The following is an 18,272-nucleotide window of genomic DNA, read 5'->3' as shown; positions in this document are numbered from 1 at the left end:
CTAAGATCGTTAGCTAGGCTAAGCAACATGCCGCCTGTACCGCGCCGCGCCCCCAAGGGCGGTATCCATCCGGATCCGTCGAAGACCTGGCTACGGCGCGCCTGGCCGATCGTCCGCGCCCACCGTGCCCTGCTCGCCACGTCGCTGACGTGCTCGTTCGCCGGTCTCATCGTCCAGGTGTGGATCCCCGACCTGGTCCGCATCGGCATCGACGAGGCGCTGGTGGCCCGCACCGGCGACCTGACCGTGTATGTCGGCCTGATCGCCGTGCTGGCCGTCACCCAGGGGGTGATCAACTTCCTGGCCCGGCTCTATCTGCTGCGCACCGCGTACGAGATGGAGTACGACCTGCGCAACATCGTCTTCACCCATCTGATGCGGATGTCGTACGCCTTCTACGACCGGGCCCAGTCCGGCGAGCTGCTGTCCCGGGCCACCAGCGACATCCGGGCCGTGCAGATGTACCTCGCGTTCGGCCCGTCGATCCTGGTCCAGTGCACGATCGCGGGCGTCGCCTTCGCCCTGATGCTGTCGATCAACGCCCCGCTGGCCGTGGTGGCGATGCTGACCATGCCGGTGATCGCGGTCCTCGGCGTCCGAATGCGCAAGGCGATCTTCCCGGTCTCCTGGCTGATCCAGTCCCGGCTGGCCGGCGTCGCCACCGTGGTCGACGAGAACGTGCAGGGCGTCCGGATCGTCAAGGCGTTCGCGGCCGAGCAGCGGCAGGTCGACACGCTGGCCCGGGCCGCCGACCGGGTCCGCTGGGCCTACACCACCGACTCGCGGATCCGCGGCCGCTGGCTCCCGGTGATGGACAACCTGCCCCGGCTCGGCCTGGCCATGGTCCTGCTGATCGGCGGCCTGATGGTCCTCGACGGGAACGCGACCGTCGGCACGATCGTGGCGTTCAACTCCTACGTGCTGATGCTCCAGCCGCCGTTCCGGATGCTCGGCATGATCATCATGATGGGGCAGCGGGCGGCCGCGTCGGCCCAGCGCATCTACGAGATCCTGGACACGCCCACCGAGGTCCTCGACCCGGTGACCCCGGTGGTGCCGGAACCACGGGGAGACGTTCGTTTCGAGGGCGCGCGGTTCGCGTACCCCGATGGGACCGTGGCCCTGGACGGCCTGGACCTGCACGTCCGGCCGGGTGAGACGGTGGCCCTGGTCGGCGCGACCGGCAGCGGCAAGTCGACGGTGGCGCGGCTCGCCGCGCGCTTCTACGACGTGACGGCGGGGCTGGTGCTGATCGACGGCGCCGACGTCCGCGACTATCCCCTCCCGACGCTGCGGGACCGGGTCGGGATCGTGCCGGACGAGCCGTTCCTGTTCTCCGTGTCGCTGCACGACAACATCGCTTTCGGACATCCAGAAGCGACACGCGAGCAGGTGGTGACCGCCGCCGTCGCCGCGGGCGCGCACGCGTTCATCGAGAAACTTCCCGAGGGGTACGACACGGTCGTCGGCGAACGCGGCTACACCCTCTCCGGCGGGCAGCGGCAGCGGGTCGCGATCGCCCGCGCGCTGCTGGTCAACCCGCCGGTGCTGATCCTGGACGACGCCACGAGCGCGATCGACGTCCGCGTCGAGCACGAGATCCACGAGGCGCTGCGCGACCTGATGCACGACCGCACCACGATCGTCGTCGCCCACCGGCTCGCCACGATCGGGCTGGCGGACCGGGTCGTCCTGATCGAGAACGGTCGCGCCATCGCGTCCGGAACCCACGCGCAACTGCTGGCGAACGAGCCCCGCTACAACCGGGTTCTGGCCACCAACGTCTCGGAGGTGACCATATGAGCGAGCTTGCGAGCGAATCATCAGGCTCAGTCTTGAACTCATGGCGGCGCCGGAGCGAAGCGGAGGTGACGGCATGAGCGAGCTTGCGAGCGAATCATCAGGCTCAGTCTTGAACTCATGGCGGCGCCGGAGCGAAGCGGAGGTGACGGCATGAGCATGTTCGGTGGCGGGTTCGGCGGGCCGGGTGGCGGGCCCGGATCCGGGCCGGTCGGCGGCCTCAGCGGCACCGGCGCGGGCGGCCGCGACCGGCGGCAGGGCGGTCCGGGCGCGTTCGCCGGGATCCCGCCGGAGCTGGCCGCCGGGGTGGCCGCGCTGGAGGCCCGCGAACCCGTGCATCCGGCGCCGGACGAGCCGTTCACCCAGGCCCCGGACGGCGGCCGGCTCAGCCTCTGGTCACTGCTGTCCGGCCGGCCGGCGCTGCTCGTGGCGGCCGCCGTCGCGGTGCTGGTGGAGGCGCTGCTGCTCCAGTCCGGTCCGTACCTGGTCCAGGTCGGCATCGACCACGGCATCATGGCCCGCGACGTGACGGTCCTGATCGTGGCGGCCGCGGCGTTCCTCGCCTCGGTCGGCCTCACCGCGCTGGCCTCGGCGATCCGGATCCGGCAGAGCGGCCGGCTCGCCGCCTACGCCACCCGTGACCTGCGGGTCCGCGTCTTCGCCCAGTTGCAGCGGCTGAGCCTGGACCACTACACCAGCGAGAAGGCCGGGGTCACGCTCACCCGGATGACCTCGGACGTGGAGGCGTTGCAGCACCTGCTGTCCGAGGGGTTCGCCCAGTTCCTCATCCACGGGCTCACCATGGTCGTGGTCACCACGATCCTGGTGCACTACGACGCGACCCTCGCGCTGATCACCCTGGCCCTGGTGGTGCCGCCGCTGCTGCTGCTCACCCTCTGGTTCCGCGGGGCCGCCGACATCGGCTACCGGCGGCAGCGCGACACCATCGCGGCCCTCTTCACCCACCTCTCCGAGAGCCTGTACGGCGTACGCGTCATCACCGCCCACAACCAGCAGGACCGCAGCGTCACCGGGCACCGCGAGGTGGTCGGCGACTACCGTGACGCGAACGACCACACCGGACGGATCAGCGCCCTCTACGGCCCCGGCACCTCGGTGATCGGCCTGCTCGGGCTGGCCGCGCTGCTGCTGATCGGCGGCCACATGGTGCTCGACGGCACCCTCACCATCGGCGAGCTGACCGCGTTCGTGCTCTACCTGAACGCCTTCTTCCAGCCGGTCCAGCAGCTCGTCCAGCTCTACACCAACTACCAGCAGGCGCGCGCCGCGCTCGGCAAGCTCCGCGGGCTGCTCGGGACCGTACCGGCCGTCCGCGAGGCGCCCGGCGCGATCCCGCTGCCCCCGGCCGACGGCGCCATCGAACTGCGCGGCGTCACCTTCGGCTACGACCCGGACCGCCCGGTGCTGCGCGACGTCAGCCTGCTGATCGCCCCCGGCGAGACGATCGCGTGCGTCGGCCCGACCGGCGCCGGCAAGTCCACCCTGGCCAAACTGGTGGCCCGCCTCTACGACCCGGACGCCGGCAGCGTCCTCATCGACGGCCACGATCTGCGCGACGTCACCCTCGGCTCGCTGCACCGGCAGGTCGGCGTGGTCCCGCAGGAGCCGTTCCTGTTCGCCGGGACACTGCGCGACAACATCGCCTTCGCCCGCCCGTCGGTGCCCGACGAGGTGGTGTGGGCGGCGGTCGACGCGGTCGGCCTGCGGGATCTGGTCGACCGCTCCCCCGGCGGCCTGCACACGGTTCTGCACGAGCGCGGTCAGTCGGTGTCGTCCGGTGAACGCCAGCTGATCGCGCTGGCCCGGGTCTTCGTGGCCGAGCCGCGGGTGGTGGTGCTCGACGAGGCGACCTCCAGCCTCGATCTGCGGTCCGAACTGCGGGTGGAGGCGGCGATCCAGCGGCTCCTCGACGGCCGGACCGCGATCCTGGTGGCCCATCGGCTCTCCACGGCGCGCCGCGCCGACCGGGTGATCGTCGTCGACGACGGCGGCATCGTCGAATCGGGCACGCACGACGACCTGCTCACGGCCGGGGGCCACTACGCGGCCATGTACTCGACCTGGGAATCACACACCATTTCCGGTACGGACGTCGCAGTCCCCGACCGCAGTCGACCCCGTCCCGCGGCGCACCCGCGATCACCTGCCCACTGACGCTCCGTGCCGCGACCGCCGGGCGTTGAGTGGGTGGTCGCCGCCGGCCCTCAGCGCTGTCTCAAGCCCTCCGAACAGCCCTGGCAGCCGGCTGGGCAAGATCCGTGCTATCCGAAGGAGCAGGGGGTTCCGTTGACGGTGCAGGAGGAGGGGCGGCCGCCGGTGCCCGTGTGGGCGTACTGGAAACGCAGCGGGGCGCTCGATCCGACGGCGACCGGCGCGCCGGAGCGCCAGATGTAGCGATCGCCGGACCGGCTCAGAGTGGCCTGCGGCGCGGACTCGACCCACGACGTGCGCAGCTCGCCCACCTCGTCCGGAAAAATCAGCTCGACCACCCAGTCGGCGGGCGCCGCGCCGGAGTTGGTCACCAGGACCTCGCCGATGAACTCCCGGTCGTAGGGCGCCATCACCCGGTACGTGCCGGTGACCGTCGGCGCGGGGCTCGACGGGCGCGCGACGGCCGGCGGCCGGGTCGACGGCCTGGTCGACGGCGTCCGCACCGGGAGCCGGCTGAAGGACGGCCGAACCGCCGGCGACAGGCTTCCCGTCGCCGAGGGTGCGGGCGCGGGCGCCGCCGACGAGGTGACCGCGGCGGGCCGCAGTGGCGCGGGCAGGGTGAATCCCGGCACGGCCTCGACGATGACGTCGTCACGGTCCGGCGACAGCAACCGGAACCCGGTCGCCAGGACCATGAACAGCAACAGGCCGACAGCGACGATGATCGGCAGCCAGGGCAGCGACTCCTCCAGGCCTTCCCGGAATCCGCCCTCCCGGAACGCCGTCTTTCTCATCTGCGGAACGCCCCCATCACGGCACGAATGTGTGAACGAGCACACACTATGCCCGGCACCCCGTCGCGAATCAACAGCGACCTCTGTGACCGAGACTAATCAGTGGAGCCGGGAGAGCACCAGATCGTGCACCGCGGCCAGCAGATCGCCGTCCCGCTCGGAACGGGCGGTCACGGTGACCGCCGCCCGCCGCCGCGGGTCGACGATCGCGTACTGGCCGTAGGCGCCGTCCATCCGGTAGGCGCCGTCCCGGTCCAGCCAGACGCCCAGCCCGTACCCGTGCTCGAATGCGGGCCCGAACCCGATCCCACCGGTGCCGACGCTCTCACCGGTCATCCGCCCCACCCAGCCCTCCGGCAGGATCCGGCGCCCCTCCCACTCGCCGTTGTCCAGCAGCAGCCGGGCGAACCGGGCCAGTTCCCCGGTCGTGAGGTGGAGCCCGCTCTCGCCGAACGGGAACCCCAACGGGCAGGCGTGCCAGGCCGGATCGTGCAGCCCGAGCGGCCGGAACAGGCGCGGCGACAGGAACTCCCGCAGATCGGCGCCGGACACCCGGGCGATGACCCGCCCGACCGCGTACGGTCCCGACCCGGTATACCGGAACCGCGTCCCCGGGACCGCCTCCATCCGAGCGGCGACGATCTCGGCCAGCAGGTCGGGGGCGTCGATCCGCTGATGGGCGAACCATTGATGCCCGGTCCCGCTGGTCATCGTCGTCAACTGCCGCAGCGTGACCGCCTCGAACCCGTCCGCCGCGTTCCCCCGCAGCTCCGGCAGGTGGTCGAGCAGCCGGTCGTCCAGCCCGAGCCGCCCCTCCGCCTCCGCCATCCCCAGCGCGACGGCCGTGAACGTCTTCGCCACCGAGTACAGATCGACCCGCTCGTCCGGCCGGAACCGATGCTCCACCGGCGACCGCCCGTCCGAGTGCACGTGGATCCCGTAGGTGCCGAGCCCCTGCTCCCGATCCGCCCGAACGAAGTCCTCCAACAGACCGGCCATGCCCGCACGCTACGGCAGGAGGCCGCGGGGGCGCGGACGGCAGAGCCCGCGGACGGTGTGGAACCGCCCGCGGGCCCGGATCGATGCGCTAGCCGGCGGTCCAGAACAGGGCTCGGGCGTAGCCGGCGTACAGGCCCTTCGGGTGGGCCCGGAACAACGGCTCGGTGCCGAACAGGACCGCGTTGCCGCCGCCGGGTGTGGTGCCGGAGACGACGGCGGCCTGGCCGGCGGCCTGGGCCGGACCGTTGGTGCCGGCCTCGGTGGGCAGCCAGTGGCCGGCGACCAGCGGGTCGGCGCCGTAGCGCTGTTCCACGGTGAAGCCGGTGCCGGTGAACCAGAGCGGGGAGTAGACGAACGAGTGCGGCGGGGAGCCGGCGCCCACGACTGCGCCCTCGTTCGTCACGGTGACCACGCCGTTGGCGTCGCCACGGCCGGCCACCGCGGTCGCCGGCAGGACCTTCGCGGCGGCGTTGAAGGCGGCGCCGGTGGCGCCCCGGGCGAGCACGCCGCCGCCACGGGCCAGGAAGGCGTCGACGGTGGCGCGTGCCGTGGGGTTCAGGGCGGTGTACGACAGGCCGGACGAGACGATCAGGGTGTCCACGCCGGAGAGGTCGGCCCCGGCGTTCAGGACCGCCGTCGACACGGTCCGCACTCCGAAGCCCATCTCGCGGAGGGCGAACAGCTCGTCCGCGGAGACGGCGGCGGCGATCACCGGCTGGTCGAACACCTCACCCTTGGCGCCACGAGGGGCGGCGCCGAATCGTACGCCCAGGGTCTTGGCGAGCGCGGCGGCCTCGGAGCGCGCCTCGGCCGGGACCACGACGGTGCCCGCGTCCGTACGCCGCAGTTTGATCCCCCGCGTGAGCAACTCGTTGACCGCGCGCACATCGTTGCCGTCGCGCGGCGACAGGCTGAGGTCCCGCCCGCGCGGCGCGTCGACCGAGCCGGTGGGCGCGGCCCTGGTGACCGGCGACGTGTGGACGCGCGGCAGCGTGCGGAGGCTGGCGTCGACGGTGGCGCCCCAGAGCAGGCCGTGGCTCCAGCCGGAGATGTCGTACATCTGCGGAACCAGGTCGGAGATGTCGCGCCCGGCTTCGAGGAGCACGTTCGCGAGGCCGCGCTTCGGCTGGTGCATGTCGACGATGTAGGTGCCGTCGGGGTAACGGTGCCCGTTCACGGTGAAGCCGTGGCGGGCGCGGGTGACCCGGACGTCGTTGGCGATCAGGTGGTCGACGAGGCGGGCGGCCGCCGGGGTGCCCGCCGGGATGACGTAGGCGCGCGGGAACGTCGTCGAGTACCGGTCCTCGGGGCCGAACCCGGGCACGAAACCGTCCGGGATCTCCGGCGACGCCTCGCCCGCCCAGCCGCGGCGGAACTGCTCGATCTGGTCGGCGAGCAGGGTGGCCCGGTCGGTGTCGGCGTAGGTGAGCGCCGCCTCGATGGTCGCGGCCGCCACGTCGGTGTTGATCCGGGCGCGGCGCCGCAGCTCCTCGACCGGCAGGTTGGTGTAGTCGGCGTTGTTGACCCGCAACGGGATCTCCACGGTGTGGCCGATCGCGCCGTGGTACATCGCGTACATCGGGGTGAAGATCGGCGGCCAGTCGTCCCAGTCACCGGGAGCGTAGTCCCGGAACGGGATGTCGGCGGCGGCCGTCTCCGGGTGGCCGAGCCGCTGGATCGCCTTCTCCATGCCGAGCGCGTTGGGCAGCGCGTGCTTGATGTAGAGGTCGTACTCGTAGTTCTGCCCGTGCGGCGGGGTGGCCGGCTCGATCAGCGTGGTGCCGGTGTAGCCGTGCTCGTCGAGCATGACGAACGGCTGCGTCCCGATGACCACGTCGCGTACCGCCCGGGACTCCGGCTGCGAACCGGTCGCGTGGTCCCGGTTGATGTCGAAGCCGGCGCCGTTCGCCCTGGTCCCGGCGACGCGGCCGTCCGGGTTGTTGGTGACGGTCACGTACACCCGGCTGCGGTCCAGGAAGTCTCCGGTCGCGGCGTCGGTGGCGGTGGCCAGGCGCTCGATGACGCGCAGCGCGCCGTCGGTGCCCTCCCACTCGTTGCCGTGGATGTTCGCGTTGATCCAGACCGGCGTCTTGTAACCGGCTTGGAGAGCGCGATCCCGCTTCGCGGCGGCCGGTTTCTCCTCGATCAGCTCACGCCAGCGGTCCTGCCGGGCCGCCTCGCCCGCCGACTCGGGGGCGGTCACCGTCACCAGGTAGAGGTCGCGGCCTCCGGCCGACTTCCCGATGATCTCCGCGGACACCCGGTTCGAGGCCTGCTGCAGCGCGTTCAGCTTCGGGGCTATCTCGTGGTACGGGACGAGGCCGAGTTTGATCGACCGGTCCTCGGGATTGTCCGGCCACACCGGCAGGGTGTTCTGCCGTGGATAGCCCTTGCGGCTCTTGAGGCTCCACGCGGACGCGGGCTCCTCCGCAAGCAGCGTCCGTGCCGACCGTCCGGCGGCCGAGTCGACGGCGGCGATCTCGTTGCGTTCCGGCCCGTTGCCGAAGTCGCGAGTCGACGGGGTGTCGTCTGGTGCGCCCGTCGCCGGGTTGGCGAGCAGGGCGGTGGCGAGCAACGCGGCACCGAATCCGGTCAGGGTTCGTGACAAGTCCACAAAGCACCTCCGTTGGGATTCCCCGACCCTCTCCGGAGCACTGACGCATGCGCAATGATCTATCAGGTTGATTCACCATACCGTTAGGGTCATCCCCCGCACCCGCGCATCAACGGTCACCTCCATCGATCGGCATTCATGTCGCCGACCGGCTCGCGTCAGGGCGCCGGGGCCACCAGGGCGGCGTGCCCGCTCACCGGCCGCTCCCCGCCTTCGCCACGCGACCCGGCCGACCACCACCGGCCGTTCGAGCCATCCGTAAACATCGAAGCAGATCTTGAGCAATCGTCGCCGAACGGCGCGATCTTGCGCGATCGAGGCCAGCCGGATGCACCCGATAACCCAAGATCTTCCAGGCAAGATAGATCATGGGCGATGATTCACCGCCGGATGACAACCAGGAATCAAGATCGGCCCGAAAGCTACCATCGCCCAAGATCGCTGGCGAGTCGGGGCGGGGCCAGGGACGGGCCAGCGGGACCGGGGCGGGGCGGAGACGGGGGGCGGAGACGGGGGCGGAGACGGGGGCGGAGACGGGGACGGGAGGGTGGGGGCGTCAGGGGGTGGGGGGTGTCGAGGAGAGGGTTCGGCGGGCGTCTCGGATCACGGCCAGGTCGACCATGCGGCCCCGGGCGTCCAGGCAGACGCCACCGCCGGCGGTTTCGAAGCGGGTGATCAGGTCGCGGGCGGTGGCGATCTCCTCGGCGGTCGGGGTGAAGACGTCGTGGACCACCGGGATCTGGGCCGGGTGGATGCAGGCGCGACCGCGGAAGCCGAGGCGCTTCAGGGCGAGCGTCGAGCGGCGCAGAGCGTCCAGGTCACGGAAGTCGGTGGTCACCGCGGCGACGGGTGGCTCGATTCCGGCGGCCGCCGAGGCGAGGACGACGCTCGATCGTACGAGGAGAAGCTCTTGATCTCCGGGGGTGATGCCCAGCTCGGCGCTGAGATCGGCCTCGCCGATCTGCAACCGGGTGACGCGCGGCGCCGACGCGATGGCCGCTGCCGCGAGGATCGCCTGCGGGGTCTCCAAGAGGGGTACGAGGCCGACCGCCCCCGCCGGATCGTGCTCGCCGAGCAGCCCGGCCAGGGCGGTGAGCTGGTCCGGTGAGGCCTTCGCCACGACCAGGCCACGCAGTGCGGGAGTGATGACGGCACGGGCGTCGGTGTGCGGTGCGGGAGTGATGACGGCACGGGCGTCGCCGCGCGGTGCGGGGGCGATGACGGCACGGGCGTCGGCCAGCCCGTCCGGCCCGGAGTTGACCCGCACCCAGACCGGCGCGCCGGCCGGAAGGGACCGCAGCCATGCGGCGACCGTGTGGCGGGCCGCCTGCTTCTCGCCGGGCGGGACCGCGTCCTCCAGGTCGACGATGAGCGCGTCGGCGCCCCGGGTCAGGGCGGAGGCCAGCATCTTCGGCTGGTTGCCGGGGACGTACAGGAAGGATCTCATCCGATCGTCGCCGCCCCGGACAGCAGCGCGCGGGCGATGACGACGCGCTGGATGTCGTTGGTTCCCTCGCCGATCATCATGAGCGGGGCGTCCCGGTAGAGGCGCTCCACCACGAACTCCTTGGAGTAGCCGTAGCCGCCGTGCACCTGCATCGAGTTGAGTGCACAGAACACGGCGGCCTCGGAGGCGAACGCCTTGGCCATGCCGGCCTCCATGTCGACGCGGTGGCCGCCGTCGGAACGGGACGCGGCCCAGTAGACGAGCAGCCGGGCGGCCTGCACCTGGGCGGCCATCTCGGCAATCTTGAGCTGGACCGCCTGGAAGTCGCCGATCGCCTTGCCGAAGGCTTTGCGCTGGCCGGCGTACCTGAGGGCCTCGTCGTAGGCGGCCTGGGCGATGCCGAGGGCGCGGGCGGCCACGTTGATCCGGCCGGTCTCCAGGCCGGAGAGCACCTGCTGCATGCCCCGGCCCTCGACACCGCCGAGCAGCTGGGTCGCCGGGACGCGGACGTCCTCCAGCAGCACCTCGCACGACTCGGTGCCCTTGTAGCCGAGTTTCGGCAGGTCACGTTCGACGGTGAAACCGGGGGTGCCGGCCTCGACGAGGATCACCGACATGCCCTTGTGCGCGGGGGTCGCGGCCGGGTCGGTCTTGCAGAGAACGGGCAGCGGGTCGGCGTACCGGGCGTTGGTGATCCAGGTCTTGCGGCCGTTGAGGACGTAGTGGTCGCCGTCGCGAACGGCCGTCGTGGCGATTCCCTGCAGGTCGGTTCCGGCATCCGGTTCGGTCAGAGCGATTCCGGTACGCCGGACGCCGCTGGCCAGATCGGGCAGGTACCTCGACTTCTGGTCGTCGGTGCCGTGCCGGGCGATCAGCCAGCAGGACAGCGAGTGGCTGCCGAGGATGCCGGCGATGCCCATCCAGCCCTTGGCGATCTCCTCGAAGGTGAGCGCGAAACTGACCATGTCGGCGCCGAGCCCGCCGTACTCCTCGGGGACGGTGAGGCCGAACAGTCCCAGCTCACGCATGGTCTCGACGATCTCGGTGGGATACCGGCCGGAGGCCTCCCACTCCTGCGCGACCGGCCGGATCTCGCGGTCCACGAAGTCCCGGAGCACGTCGCGGAACATCCGCTGCTCGTCGTTCAGGTCAAAGTCCATCGTCACTCCCTGTGAAGACCGGTGGTTCGGAGCCCTCGACGAGGCGGACGGGCTGGTCGCATCGGGGTTCGGGGACACCGGTGACGTGGGTGAGCACGACCGGGCCCTCGGTGAGACGGACCCGGGCGAGCACGTAGAGCTCCTCGGCACGGTGGACGACGGTGAAGCTGTCCACCGTTCCGGTGCCGGCCGCCTCCACCTCGTCCGGCCGGTCGCCGCCGCAGGTGACACAGATCGGGCGCGGATAGTGCTGGTAGGACCCGCAGCTCGTACAGTGCTGGATTCTCACCGGTCCGCTCCCAGGATCACCGTGGCGTGGCTGGAGAAGATGCCGCCGGTACCGTGCGCGAGGGCCGTCGACGCGCCCGGCACCTGCCGGTCGCCGCATTCGCCACGCAGTTGCCGGACCGCCTCCACCAGCAGCAGCACCCCGAACTGGCCGGGATGGCAGTAGGCCAGGCCGCCACCGGTGGTGTTGTGCGGCGTGGTGACGGCGAGCCCCTCGCCGGGCGCCGCGAAACCGAGCGCCTCGAGGCCGAGCGGCACCGAGACGGTGAACGAGTCGTAGAGCTGCACCACGTCGATGTCGGCCGGGGTCAGCCCGGCCCGGGCGAAGGCACGCCGGCCCGAGTCGATCGCCCCGGTCCGCAGCAGGTCCGGTTCGCTCGCCATGCCGGTGTGGGTCAGCGCCTCCCCGTAGCCGAGCACCTCGACCGGCCGTTTCGGCAGGTCCCGGGCGCGTTCCAGGGAGGTCAGGACGATCGCGCCACCGCCGTCGGTGACCAGGCAGCAGTCCAGTCTGCCGAGCGGGCTGGAGATCTGCGGGGCGGCCAGGACGTCATCGACGGTGAGTGCGCCTTTCCCGTACGTCCATGCCTTGGGGTTGATCTGGGCCCGCGCCCGAGCGGCGACGGCGACCGACGCGAGGTCCGCCCGGTTCAGGCCATGAACGTGCAGGTAGCGCTGGGCGACCATGGCGTAGTAGGAGATCGGGTAGAGCGGCTCATAGGGGGCCTCCCACTCGGCCTCGGGGGTGCCCTCGTCGTAGACGGCGGTCAGTTTGCGGCGGCGGGCCGAACGCTGGTCGGAAGCGTAGGAGATCACCACGGTGCCGCACTGACCCGCGGCGATGGCCTGGGCGGCGCGGGCCACGTACATCTCGAAGACCGCGCCCCCGGCGAACGTGGAGTCGCACCACGCCGGCCGCACCCCCAGCCAGTCGGCGAGCTGGGTGGCCGAGAAGCAGGAGATGCCGTTGGTGGCGAGCCCGTCCACGTCACTCAGGGTGAGCCCGGCGTCGTCGAGCGCCCGGGTGACCGCCTGGGTCTGCAACTCCAGGATCGTCTTGCCGGTGGCGCCGAGGTCGCATTCGGCGACGCCGGCGATGGCGACGCCGGTCATGGCAGGGTCAGTGTCGCGGAGGCGGGGGCCACCGCGATCCGGCCACCCTCGACGACCTCGACGCGCAGGTCGACGTCGACCGTGCCGGCCTCCTCGCGGACGACCGTGCCGACGCAGCGGATCGTCTCGCCGGCGAAGACCAGGCTCTTGAACCGGAACGACAGGACGGTGATCACCGCGTCCGGGCCGAACCACTCGCGCAGGGCGATCGCCAGGTACGCGCCGAACACCTGACCGTCGACGACCGGCTTGTCGAGGCCGCGTTCCCGCAGATAGCCGGCGTCGTAGTGGAGTTTGTGCCAGTCCCAGGTGGCGCCGGCGTACGCGATCATGTCGGGCAGTTCGATCTTCTGTTCTCTAACGAGCGACATAGATCAGCGTCTCCTCGTTGACGGCCAGGACGCGGCCGGCCTGGTCGGTGTAGGTGGCGACCGAGGTGACGATCAGCATCGTCTTGCCACCGCCGGTGACCCGCTCGGCCATGTCGGCCAGTTTCCAGCGGGCGGTGATCACGTCGTCCGGGCCGACCGGGCGCTCGAAACGGTAGGCGTTTCCACCACGGACCAGCCGGGTGCCCGGAACGTCCAGATGCCACCCGTGACCGGCGTAGCCGTCGGCGTCCCGGGGCAGGCCGGCGTACTGGTTGGTCTCGCAGATCAGTGTCGGCGGCGCCACGTCGCCGGCCAGGTGCGCCGGGTCGGTGTCGCCGGTGGCCAGCGCGAAGTAGCGGATCGCGGCCCGGCCCAGCGGTTCCGGCGCGGTGTAGACCCGCTCCTCCCCGATCCGCGCCGCCAGTTCCGGCGTCAGCAGCGTCACGGCAGCACCGCCGTCGGCACCGTCTCCAGCAGGAACTCCGGGCGCAGCAGGGCCGAGCAGACGACCGCGGTGACGACCGCGTTCGGGAAATGCCTCTCCCGCAGGGCGGCCGTGCTCGGATAATCGGCGACCGCGCCCGGGGTCAGGTATTCAACCAGGTGGACGACGTTCTCCCCGGTGGCGCCGGCCTCGGCCAGGACGGTCTCGATGCCGCGGTAGACGTACTCCGCTTGGGCGACCAGGTCCCCGGCGTGGATCGCCTGCTGGCTGACCGGGTCGAGCGCGCCGAACCCGGCCAGGTAGACGCTGTTCGCGGCCCGTACGGCCGGTTTGTAGGTGAGCGTGTCGTAGCGGGCCCAGCCGGGGTTGAGCGCTTCGAGCGGCGGGGACGCGGCGAGCGCGTCCAGCGACACCTGGGCGCCCGGCTCGACCGGTACGTCGACGAGGATGCCGGCGGCGCCCGGATGGACCGGCCCGGCGCCGAGGATCTCCCTACGTGGCCGTCCGCATCGGGGGTATTCGGCGCGGGTCGCGGTCGCCGTGTAGTCGACCGTCCGGACCAGCGCGCCGGTGTCCGATCCGGCCACCGCCAGCAGGGTGGCGATCCGTTCCAGGCACCAGCGGTACTGGTCGCGGAAGTCGCCCTCGGTGGTGTGCACGCTCGGCAGATAGGTGACGCCGGCCGCCACCCGGATCACGTCGTCGCCGTCGGTGAACAGCGTGCCGCCGCCCGGGTGGGTGACGACCGCGACGGCGTAGGGGGCGCCGGAGCCGACGATCGACTCGACCGGCACCCGCGACACCGGCGCGCGGTGTTCCCCGAACACCGCTTTCCGCGCGGCGTCGAGTGCCGCCGGGTCGGCCAGGGCGGCGGCGGTGACGTATTCGGTCACGTGGACCACGTCCCCGATCGGCACGTCGAGCTGGTGGTAGCCGGGAACGGCCGGCAGATACACGGTCACGGGAGACATCCTTCGATCGCATCCAGGAGAGACACCGGGCCGTCGGCCGCGAAGACCGCCTCCGCGCCGGGTCCGAGGTTCGCGGCGGCCTTCGTGCGCACTCCCCCGCCGGTGGGCCGCTCCACCCGGGCGGTCCGGCCGTCGCCCTCGACGATGCCGGGCGCGTCGGCGGCGACCACGCCGGCGGCGCCGGCCCGCACGGTGATCCGGGCGGCCAGGTCCAGGATCTCCGGCCGGTCCAGGTCCTCGAACGTGTCGAGGTCGACCCAGCCGTCGACCACCATCGCGGCGACACACCAGTAGACACTGAACTTGGCCTCGTAGGCGCTGCGCGGCCGCCGTTTCTCCGGACCACCGACGATCGGTACGGCGTCCGGGTGCAGTGTCACGGTCAGCGCCGACGGTGTGCTCCCGGTGAACTCCCCGGCCGCGTCGATCGAGGCGTGCGTGAGCTGGCAGGCCGGGTAGGGCTTGATCCCGATCCGGGTCGTCTCCCACCGCTCCCCGAGATCGCCGAGCAGCACGGCCCGGTCGGGATCGCGGGCGGTCATGGTCCGGAAGAGGCCGTACTCGCCGTCGAGCGCCCCGGCCGGACCGGTCGCGCCGGCGGCGGCGAGGCGGGCGGCGAGGATGCCGTTCGCGGCGGCGGTGCCCGGATGCAGTTGCTTGGTGCCGGCCGGGCTGTGCAGGAACTCCAGCAGTCCGCTGGCCCCGCTGGCCGCGATCCCGATGGCGTGTGTCAGCCGCGTCTCGTCGAGGCCGATCAGCTTCCCGGCGGTGACGGCCGCGCCGACGACCCCGCACATCGAGGTGGCGTGCAGCCCACGCGCGTGGAAGCCGTGCGGCGCCGACGCACCGAGGCGGCACACCACTTCGAGACCCGCGACCAGCGCGGTGATCATCTCGCTGCCGCGCGCCCCGGTCTGTTCTCCCACGGCAAGAGCCACCGGTACGGTCACCGCGCTCGCGTGCACCAATCCGCCGGCGTGGGTGTCGTCGAAATCGAGCGCGTGTACGGCGACGGCGTTCCCGAACGCGGCCGCCACCGCGCCGACCCGCTCCCCGCTGAACAGCCGTGCCTCGGGCGGGCCGCCGAGCCCGCGCGCGACGGTGAGCGCGGGTTCGGCGGCGCCGCGTCCGATGCCGGCGACCGCACAGCCGACAGCGTCGATCAGATGTTCACGGGCCGCCTCGACAACCGCGTCCGCCAGTGCCGTGTAGTCAAGCCCATCAACCCATCGGCCCAGCACCACCGCCGCCGGCTCAACATTGACGTGCTCAACATTGACGCCGTCAACACGATCAGGATTGAGGGCGCCGGTCACTCGGGGGCCTTGCCGAAAGCGCCGGAGGAGCGGAGTTCGGTCAAGCGGGTGTCGGAGTAGCCGAGGAGTTCGGCGACGTACCCCAGGTCTTCTCCCCGGCGCGGAGCGCGACGGTAGGCCGGCGGCGCGCCGCCCACCCGGACCGGTGACGCGACCTGGCGCACGGTGCCGTAATGCGGATGCTCGGTCTCCACGACGAGCCCACGCGCCAGCGTGTGCGGGTCACGCAGCGCGGCGGCCACGTCGTTGACCGGCCCGCACGGGATGCCGGCCGGTTCGAGCAGGGCCAGCCACTCGGCCGTCGTCCGGGTCGCGAAGATCTCCTCCAGCAGCGGAAGCAGCACGTCAGCGTGCGTGCGCCGATCCGCGAAGGTGGCGAACCGCGGATCGCTCAGCGCGGTGGCGCCCCTCCCAGCCGCGGCGTTCGGGGCGGGAACGGCGTTCGGGGCGGGGGCGGTTTCGAGGACGGCGACCAGGCGGTGCCAGAACTTCTCCTTGGCGCAACCGACCACGACCCAGCCGTCGGCCGAGGGGAACAGCTGGAACGGGACCAGGGACGGGTGCGCGGAGTAGCGGGTCCGGCCGGGTTCGAAGCCGGCGTTCAGGTGCCACGCCGCGGGGTAGGTGAGCATGCCGACCGCGGTGTCGAAGAGGCTCAGGTCGCAGTCCATGCCGTGGCCGTCGCGGCGGGCCGCGTGGACTCCGGCGAGCAGGGCGATGGCGGCGACGAAACCGCCGGAGTAGTCGACGATGGACAGGCCGGATTTGGTGGGTGGGCCGCCCGGTTCGCCGGTCAGCTCCATCCAGCCGGCCAGGCCCTGGAGGATGTAGTCGTAGCCGGGCTGGGCGGCGCGCGGGCCGGTCATGCCGAAGCCGGTCAGCGAGCAGCAGACGATGCTCGGGTTGATGTGTTTGAGCTGGTCGTAGGTGATGCCGATCTTCGCGGGCACGTCACCGCGGAGGTTGGAGTAGACGGCGTCGGAGTGGCGTACCAGGTCTTCGAAGACCTCGCGGCCGGCGGGGGACGTCAGGTCGAGGGAGAGCGAGCGTTTGCCGCGGTTGAACGTCTCGAAGAACAGCGAGTCCTCGCCGTGCTGGTAGGGCGGCACGTAGCGGCCGACGTCGCCGCCGGTGCCCGGTTCTTCGATCTTGATGACGTCGGCGCCCAGGTCGGCGAGGTGGACCGAGCCGAACGGGCCGGCGCCGTACTGTTCGACGGCGACGATGCGGATGTCCTCGAGTGGCCTCAACACATGCTCCCGACGAGTTCGAGCAGGCGGTTCTGGGCGTGCCGGACCTCGGCGGCGGGCAGGCCGTAGGAGGGCGGGGAGAGCTTGATCGCGTCGGCCAGACCGTCGTATTCGAGGATCCGGGCGGCGCAGTGTGCGGGGGTTCCGGCGATGGTGAAGGCGTCGACCATCGCGTCGGGGATCAGGTCGCCGAGGGAGTCGGCGGGGCGGCCGGAGCGCAGGGCTTCGGAGGCGGCCGCGCAGACGTCGGCGAATCCGGCGGCGCCGAACATGTCGGCGTAGGAGCGGACCGAGGCGTAGAAGCCGACCACGTTGGCGGCACGACGGCGAGCCACGGCCGGATCCGGGTCGACCGAGCAACAGGCGGCGGCCACGATGTCGAAACCAGCGGAGGAAGAGGAGGGGGCGGCGCGCCGCGCGAGACCGGACTGCAGCGCGGGACGGATACGTTCGCGCAGCTCAGTGGATGGGCACAGCTCGTGGGCGATCCAGCCGTCGGCGACCTCACCGGCGAGCGCGACCATGGCCGGCCCGACCCCGGCCAGGTAGATCGGAAGGTGCGGGCGGACCGGTGGATAGGGCCGCCGCCAGCCGCGCACCCGGATCGACCGCAACCCCTTGTGGACGATCGGGTCACCGCCGGCGAGGACCGCGCGGACGATGGCGACCGTGTCACGCAGCCGGGGTAGCGGGCGATCGAAGGAGACGCCGTGCCAGTCCTGGTTGAGCCGGGCCACCCCGGTGCCGAGGCCGAGCCGGAACCGGCCTTCGGACAGTTCGTCGAGGTCGGCGGCGGCGAGCGCGGTCAGCATGGCACTGCGGGCGAAGGCGAGCGCGATGCCCGTACCGATGCCGATGCGGGAGTGACCACCCGCTTCCTTGCCGGTTCCGGCGGCGAGTGCGGAGGCTGTCACGAAGGCGCTGCGGTGCAGCTCGGGGGCCCAGACGACGCCGGCGCCGGCGCTCTCGGCGGCCCGGGCGGCGCTGACCAGTTCGGCCATCGTCTCGCCCCACGGCTGCACGTCGAGGCGCATCTAGGAGTCCTCGAAGCCGGGGCCGTGGCCGCGCTTGTAGGTGAGCATGGTGCGGGTCCAGGTGATGACGTCGACGCCGTCCTGGTTGAAGCCGGTGGTGAAGACCTTGACGATGCCCGCGTACGGCCGCGATTTCGATTCACGCAGGTCGAGGACCGTGGATTTGGCGTAGATGGTGTCGCCGACGAAGACCGGGCTGGGCATGTTGATCTGTTCCCAGCCGAGGTTGGCGAAGGCGTGCTGGCTGACGTCCGGCACCGACAAGCCGGTCACGATGGCGACCGTGAGGGTGGAGTTGACCAGCAGTCTCTTGTACGGAGTACGCGCTGCGTAGTCGGCGTTGAAGTGGCTCTGGTTGGTGTTCAGCGTCAGGAGCGTGAACCACGTGTTGTCCGCTTCGGAGATGGTGCGGCCGAACGGGTGGCGGTACGTGTCACCGACGGTGAAGTCTTCGTAATAGCGGCCGAGCATGCGGCGAAGCTAGCACTTGTTTCGCAC

General features: G+C 71.5%; 16 protein-coding genes. 2 read left to right on the top strand and 14 right to left on the bottom strand.

Annotated elements, in window-relative coordinates:
- Window positions 1–27: 27 nt before the first annotated feature.
- Both KZ829_RS11580 and KZ829_RS11575 read left to right on the top strand, forming a co-directional pair.
- Entirely contained in the window at window positions 28–1,803 is a 1,776-nt protein-coding gene (locus tag KZ829_RS11580) for an ABC transporter ATP-binding protein (protein ID WP_220143853.1), read from the top strand.
- A 150-nt stretch (window positions 1,804–1,953) separates the two neighbouring features.
- Window positions 1,954–3,975 carry an ABC transporter ATP-binding protein gene (locus KZ829_RS11575; RefSeq protein WP_220143852.1) on the top strand — a complete coding sequence of 674 codons (2,022 nt, stop codon included), beginning with the start codon at window positions 1,954–1,956 and terminating at the stop codon, window positions 3,973–3,975.
- 107 nt (window positions 3,976–4,082) lie between these two features.
- Here KZ829_RS11575 and KZ829_RS11570 read toward each other — a convergent pair whose 3' ends face one another.
- The 14 genes from KZ829_RS11570 to KZ829_RS11505 form a co-directional block, all read right to left on the bottom strand.
- Window positions 4,083–4,766, bottom strand: coding sequence for a cellulose binding domain-containing protein (locus tag KZ829_RS11570; protein ID WP_220143851.1), 684 nt, complete (start codon window positions 4,764–4,766; stop codon window positions 4,083–4,085).
- Between the two features lie 99 nt (window positions 4,767–4,865).
- The gene (locus tag KZ829_RS11565; RefSeq protein WP_220143850.1) at window positions 4,866–5,765 is read right to left on the bottom strand and encodes a serine hydrolase domain-containing protein; all 900 of its coding nucleotides are present in this window, start codon (window positions 5,763–5,765) and stop codon (window positions 4,866–4,868) included.
- An 88-nt stretch (window positions 5,766–5,853) separates the two neighbouring features.
- Complete coding sequence (locus tag KZ829_RS11560; RefSeq protein WP_220143849.1) at window positions 5,854–8,379, bottom strand: M14 family zinc carboxypeptidase; 2,526 nt, start codon at window positions 8,377–8,379, stop codon at window positions 5,854–5,856.
- Between the two features lie 556 nt (window positions 8,380–8,935).
- A complete protein-coding gene (locus KZ829_RS11555) occupies window positions 8,936–9,826 on the bottom strand; it encodes an HpcH/HpaI aldolase/citrate lyase family protein (RefSeq protein WP_220143848.1) in 891 nt (296 codons plus the stop codon).
- On the bottom strand, window positions 9,823–10,986 hold the full coding sequence (locus tag KZ829_RS11550; protein WP_246635449.1) for an acyl-CoA dehydrogenase family protein: 1,164 nt from the start codon (window positions 10,984–10,986) through the stop codon (window positions 9,823–9,825). Before KZ829_RS11550 ends, KZ829_RS11555 begins: the two co-directional genes overlap by 4 nt.
- Entirely contained in the window at window positions 10,976–11,275 is a 300-nt protein-coding gene (locus KZ829_RS11545; RefSeq protein WP_220143846.1) for a Zn-ribbon domain-containing OB-fold protein, read from the bottom strand. Before KZ829_RS11545 ends, KZ829_RS11550 begins: the two co-directional genes overlap by 11 nt.
- Window positions 11,272–12,387 (bottom strand): thiolase C-terminal domain-containing protein, encoded by a 1,116-nt coding sequence (locus tag KZ829_RS11540; protein ID WP_220143845.1) that lies wholly within the window; start codon window positions 12,385–12,387, stop codon window positions 11,272–11,274. The genes KZ829_RS11545 and KZ829_RS11540 overlap by 4 nt, the downstream gene beginning before the upstream one ends.
- Complete coding sequence (locus KZ829_RS11535; RefSeq protein WP_220143844.1) at window positions 12,384–12,758, bottom strand: MaoC/PaaZ C-terminal domain-containing protein; 375 nt, start codon at window positions 12,756–12,758, stop codon at window positions 12,384–12,386. The genes KZ829_RS11540 and KZ829_RS11535 overlap by 4 nt, the downstream gene beginning before the upstream one ends.
- The gene (locus tag KZ829_RS11530; protein WP_308285433.1) at window positions 12,745–13,203 is read right to left on the bottom strand and encodes an FAS1-like dehydratase domain-containing protein; all 459 of its coding nucleotides are present in this window, start codon (window positions 13,201–13,203) and stop codon (window positions 12,745–12,747) included. The genes KZ829_RS11535 and KZ829_RS11530 overlap by 14 nt, the downstream gene beginning before the upstream one ends.
- On the bottom strand, window positions 13,200–14,165 hold the full coding sequence (locus KZ829_RS11525) for a RidA family protein (protein ID WP_220143843.1): 966 nt from the start codon (window positions 14,163–14,165) through the stop codon (window positions 13,200–13,202). Before KZ829_RS11525 ends, KZ829_RS11530 begins: the two co-directional genes overlap by 4 nt.
- Window positions 14,162–15,490, bottom strand: coding sequence for an MmgE/PrpD family protein (locus tag KZ829_RS11520; RefSeq protein WP_220143842.1), 1,329 nt, complete (start codon window positions 15,488–15,490; stop codon window positions 14,162–14,164). The genes KZ829_RS11525 and KZ829_RS11520 overlap by 4 nt, the downstream gene beginning before the upstream one ends.
- Complete coding sequence (locus tag KZ829_RS11515; protein ID WP_220143841.1) at window positions 15,487–16,740, bottom strand: CaiB/BaiF CoA transferase family protein; 1,254 nt, start codon at window positions 16,738–16,740, stop codon at window positions 15,487–15,489. Before KZ829_RS11515 ends, KZ829_RS11520 begins: the two co-directional genes overlap by 4 nt.
- Window positions 16,737–17,774: an LLM class flavin-dependent oxidoreductase gene (locus tag KZ829_RS11510; RefSeq protein WP_220143840.1), complete on the bottom strand. Its 1,038-nt coding sequence runs from the start codon at window positions 17,772–17,774 to the stop codon at window positions 16,737–16,739. The genes KZ829_RS11515 and KZ829_RS11510 overlap by 4 nt, the downstream gene beginning before the upstream one ends.
- Window positions 17,775–18,245 carry a MaoC family dehydratase gene (locus KZ829_RS11505; protein WP_220143839.1) on the bottom strand — a complete coding sequence of 157 codons (471 nt, stop codon included), beginning with the start codon at window positions 18,243–18,245 and terminating at the stop codon, window positions 17,775–17,777.
- Between the last annotated feature and the right edge of the window lie 27 nt (window positions 18,246–18,272).

Source organism: Actinoplanes hulinensis (assembly GCF_019429605.1).
Classification (GTDB): Bacteria; Actinomycetota; Actinomycetes; order Mycobacteriales; family Micromonosporaceae; genus Actinoplanes; species Actinoplanes campanulatus.
Note: the sequence above shows the minus strand (reverse complement) of the source record. Positions and strands in the feature narration are given on the sequence as shown.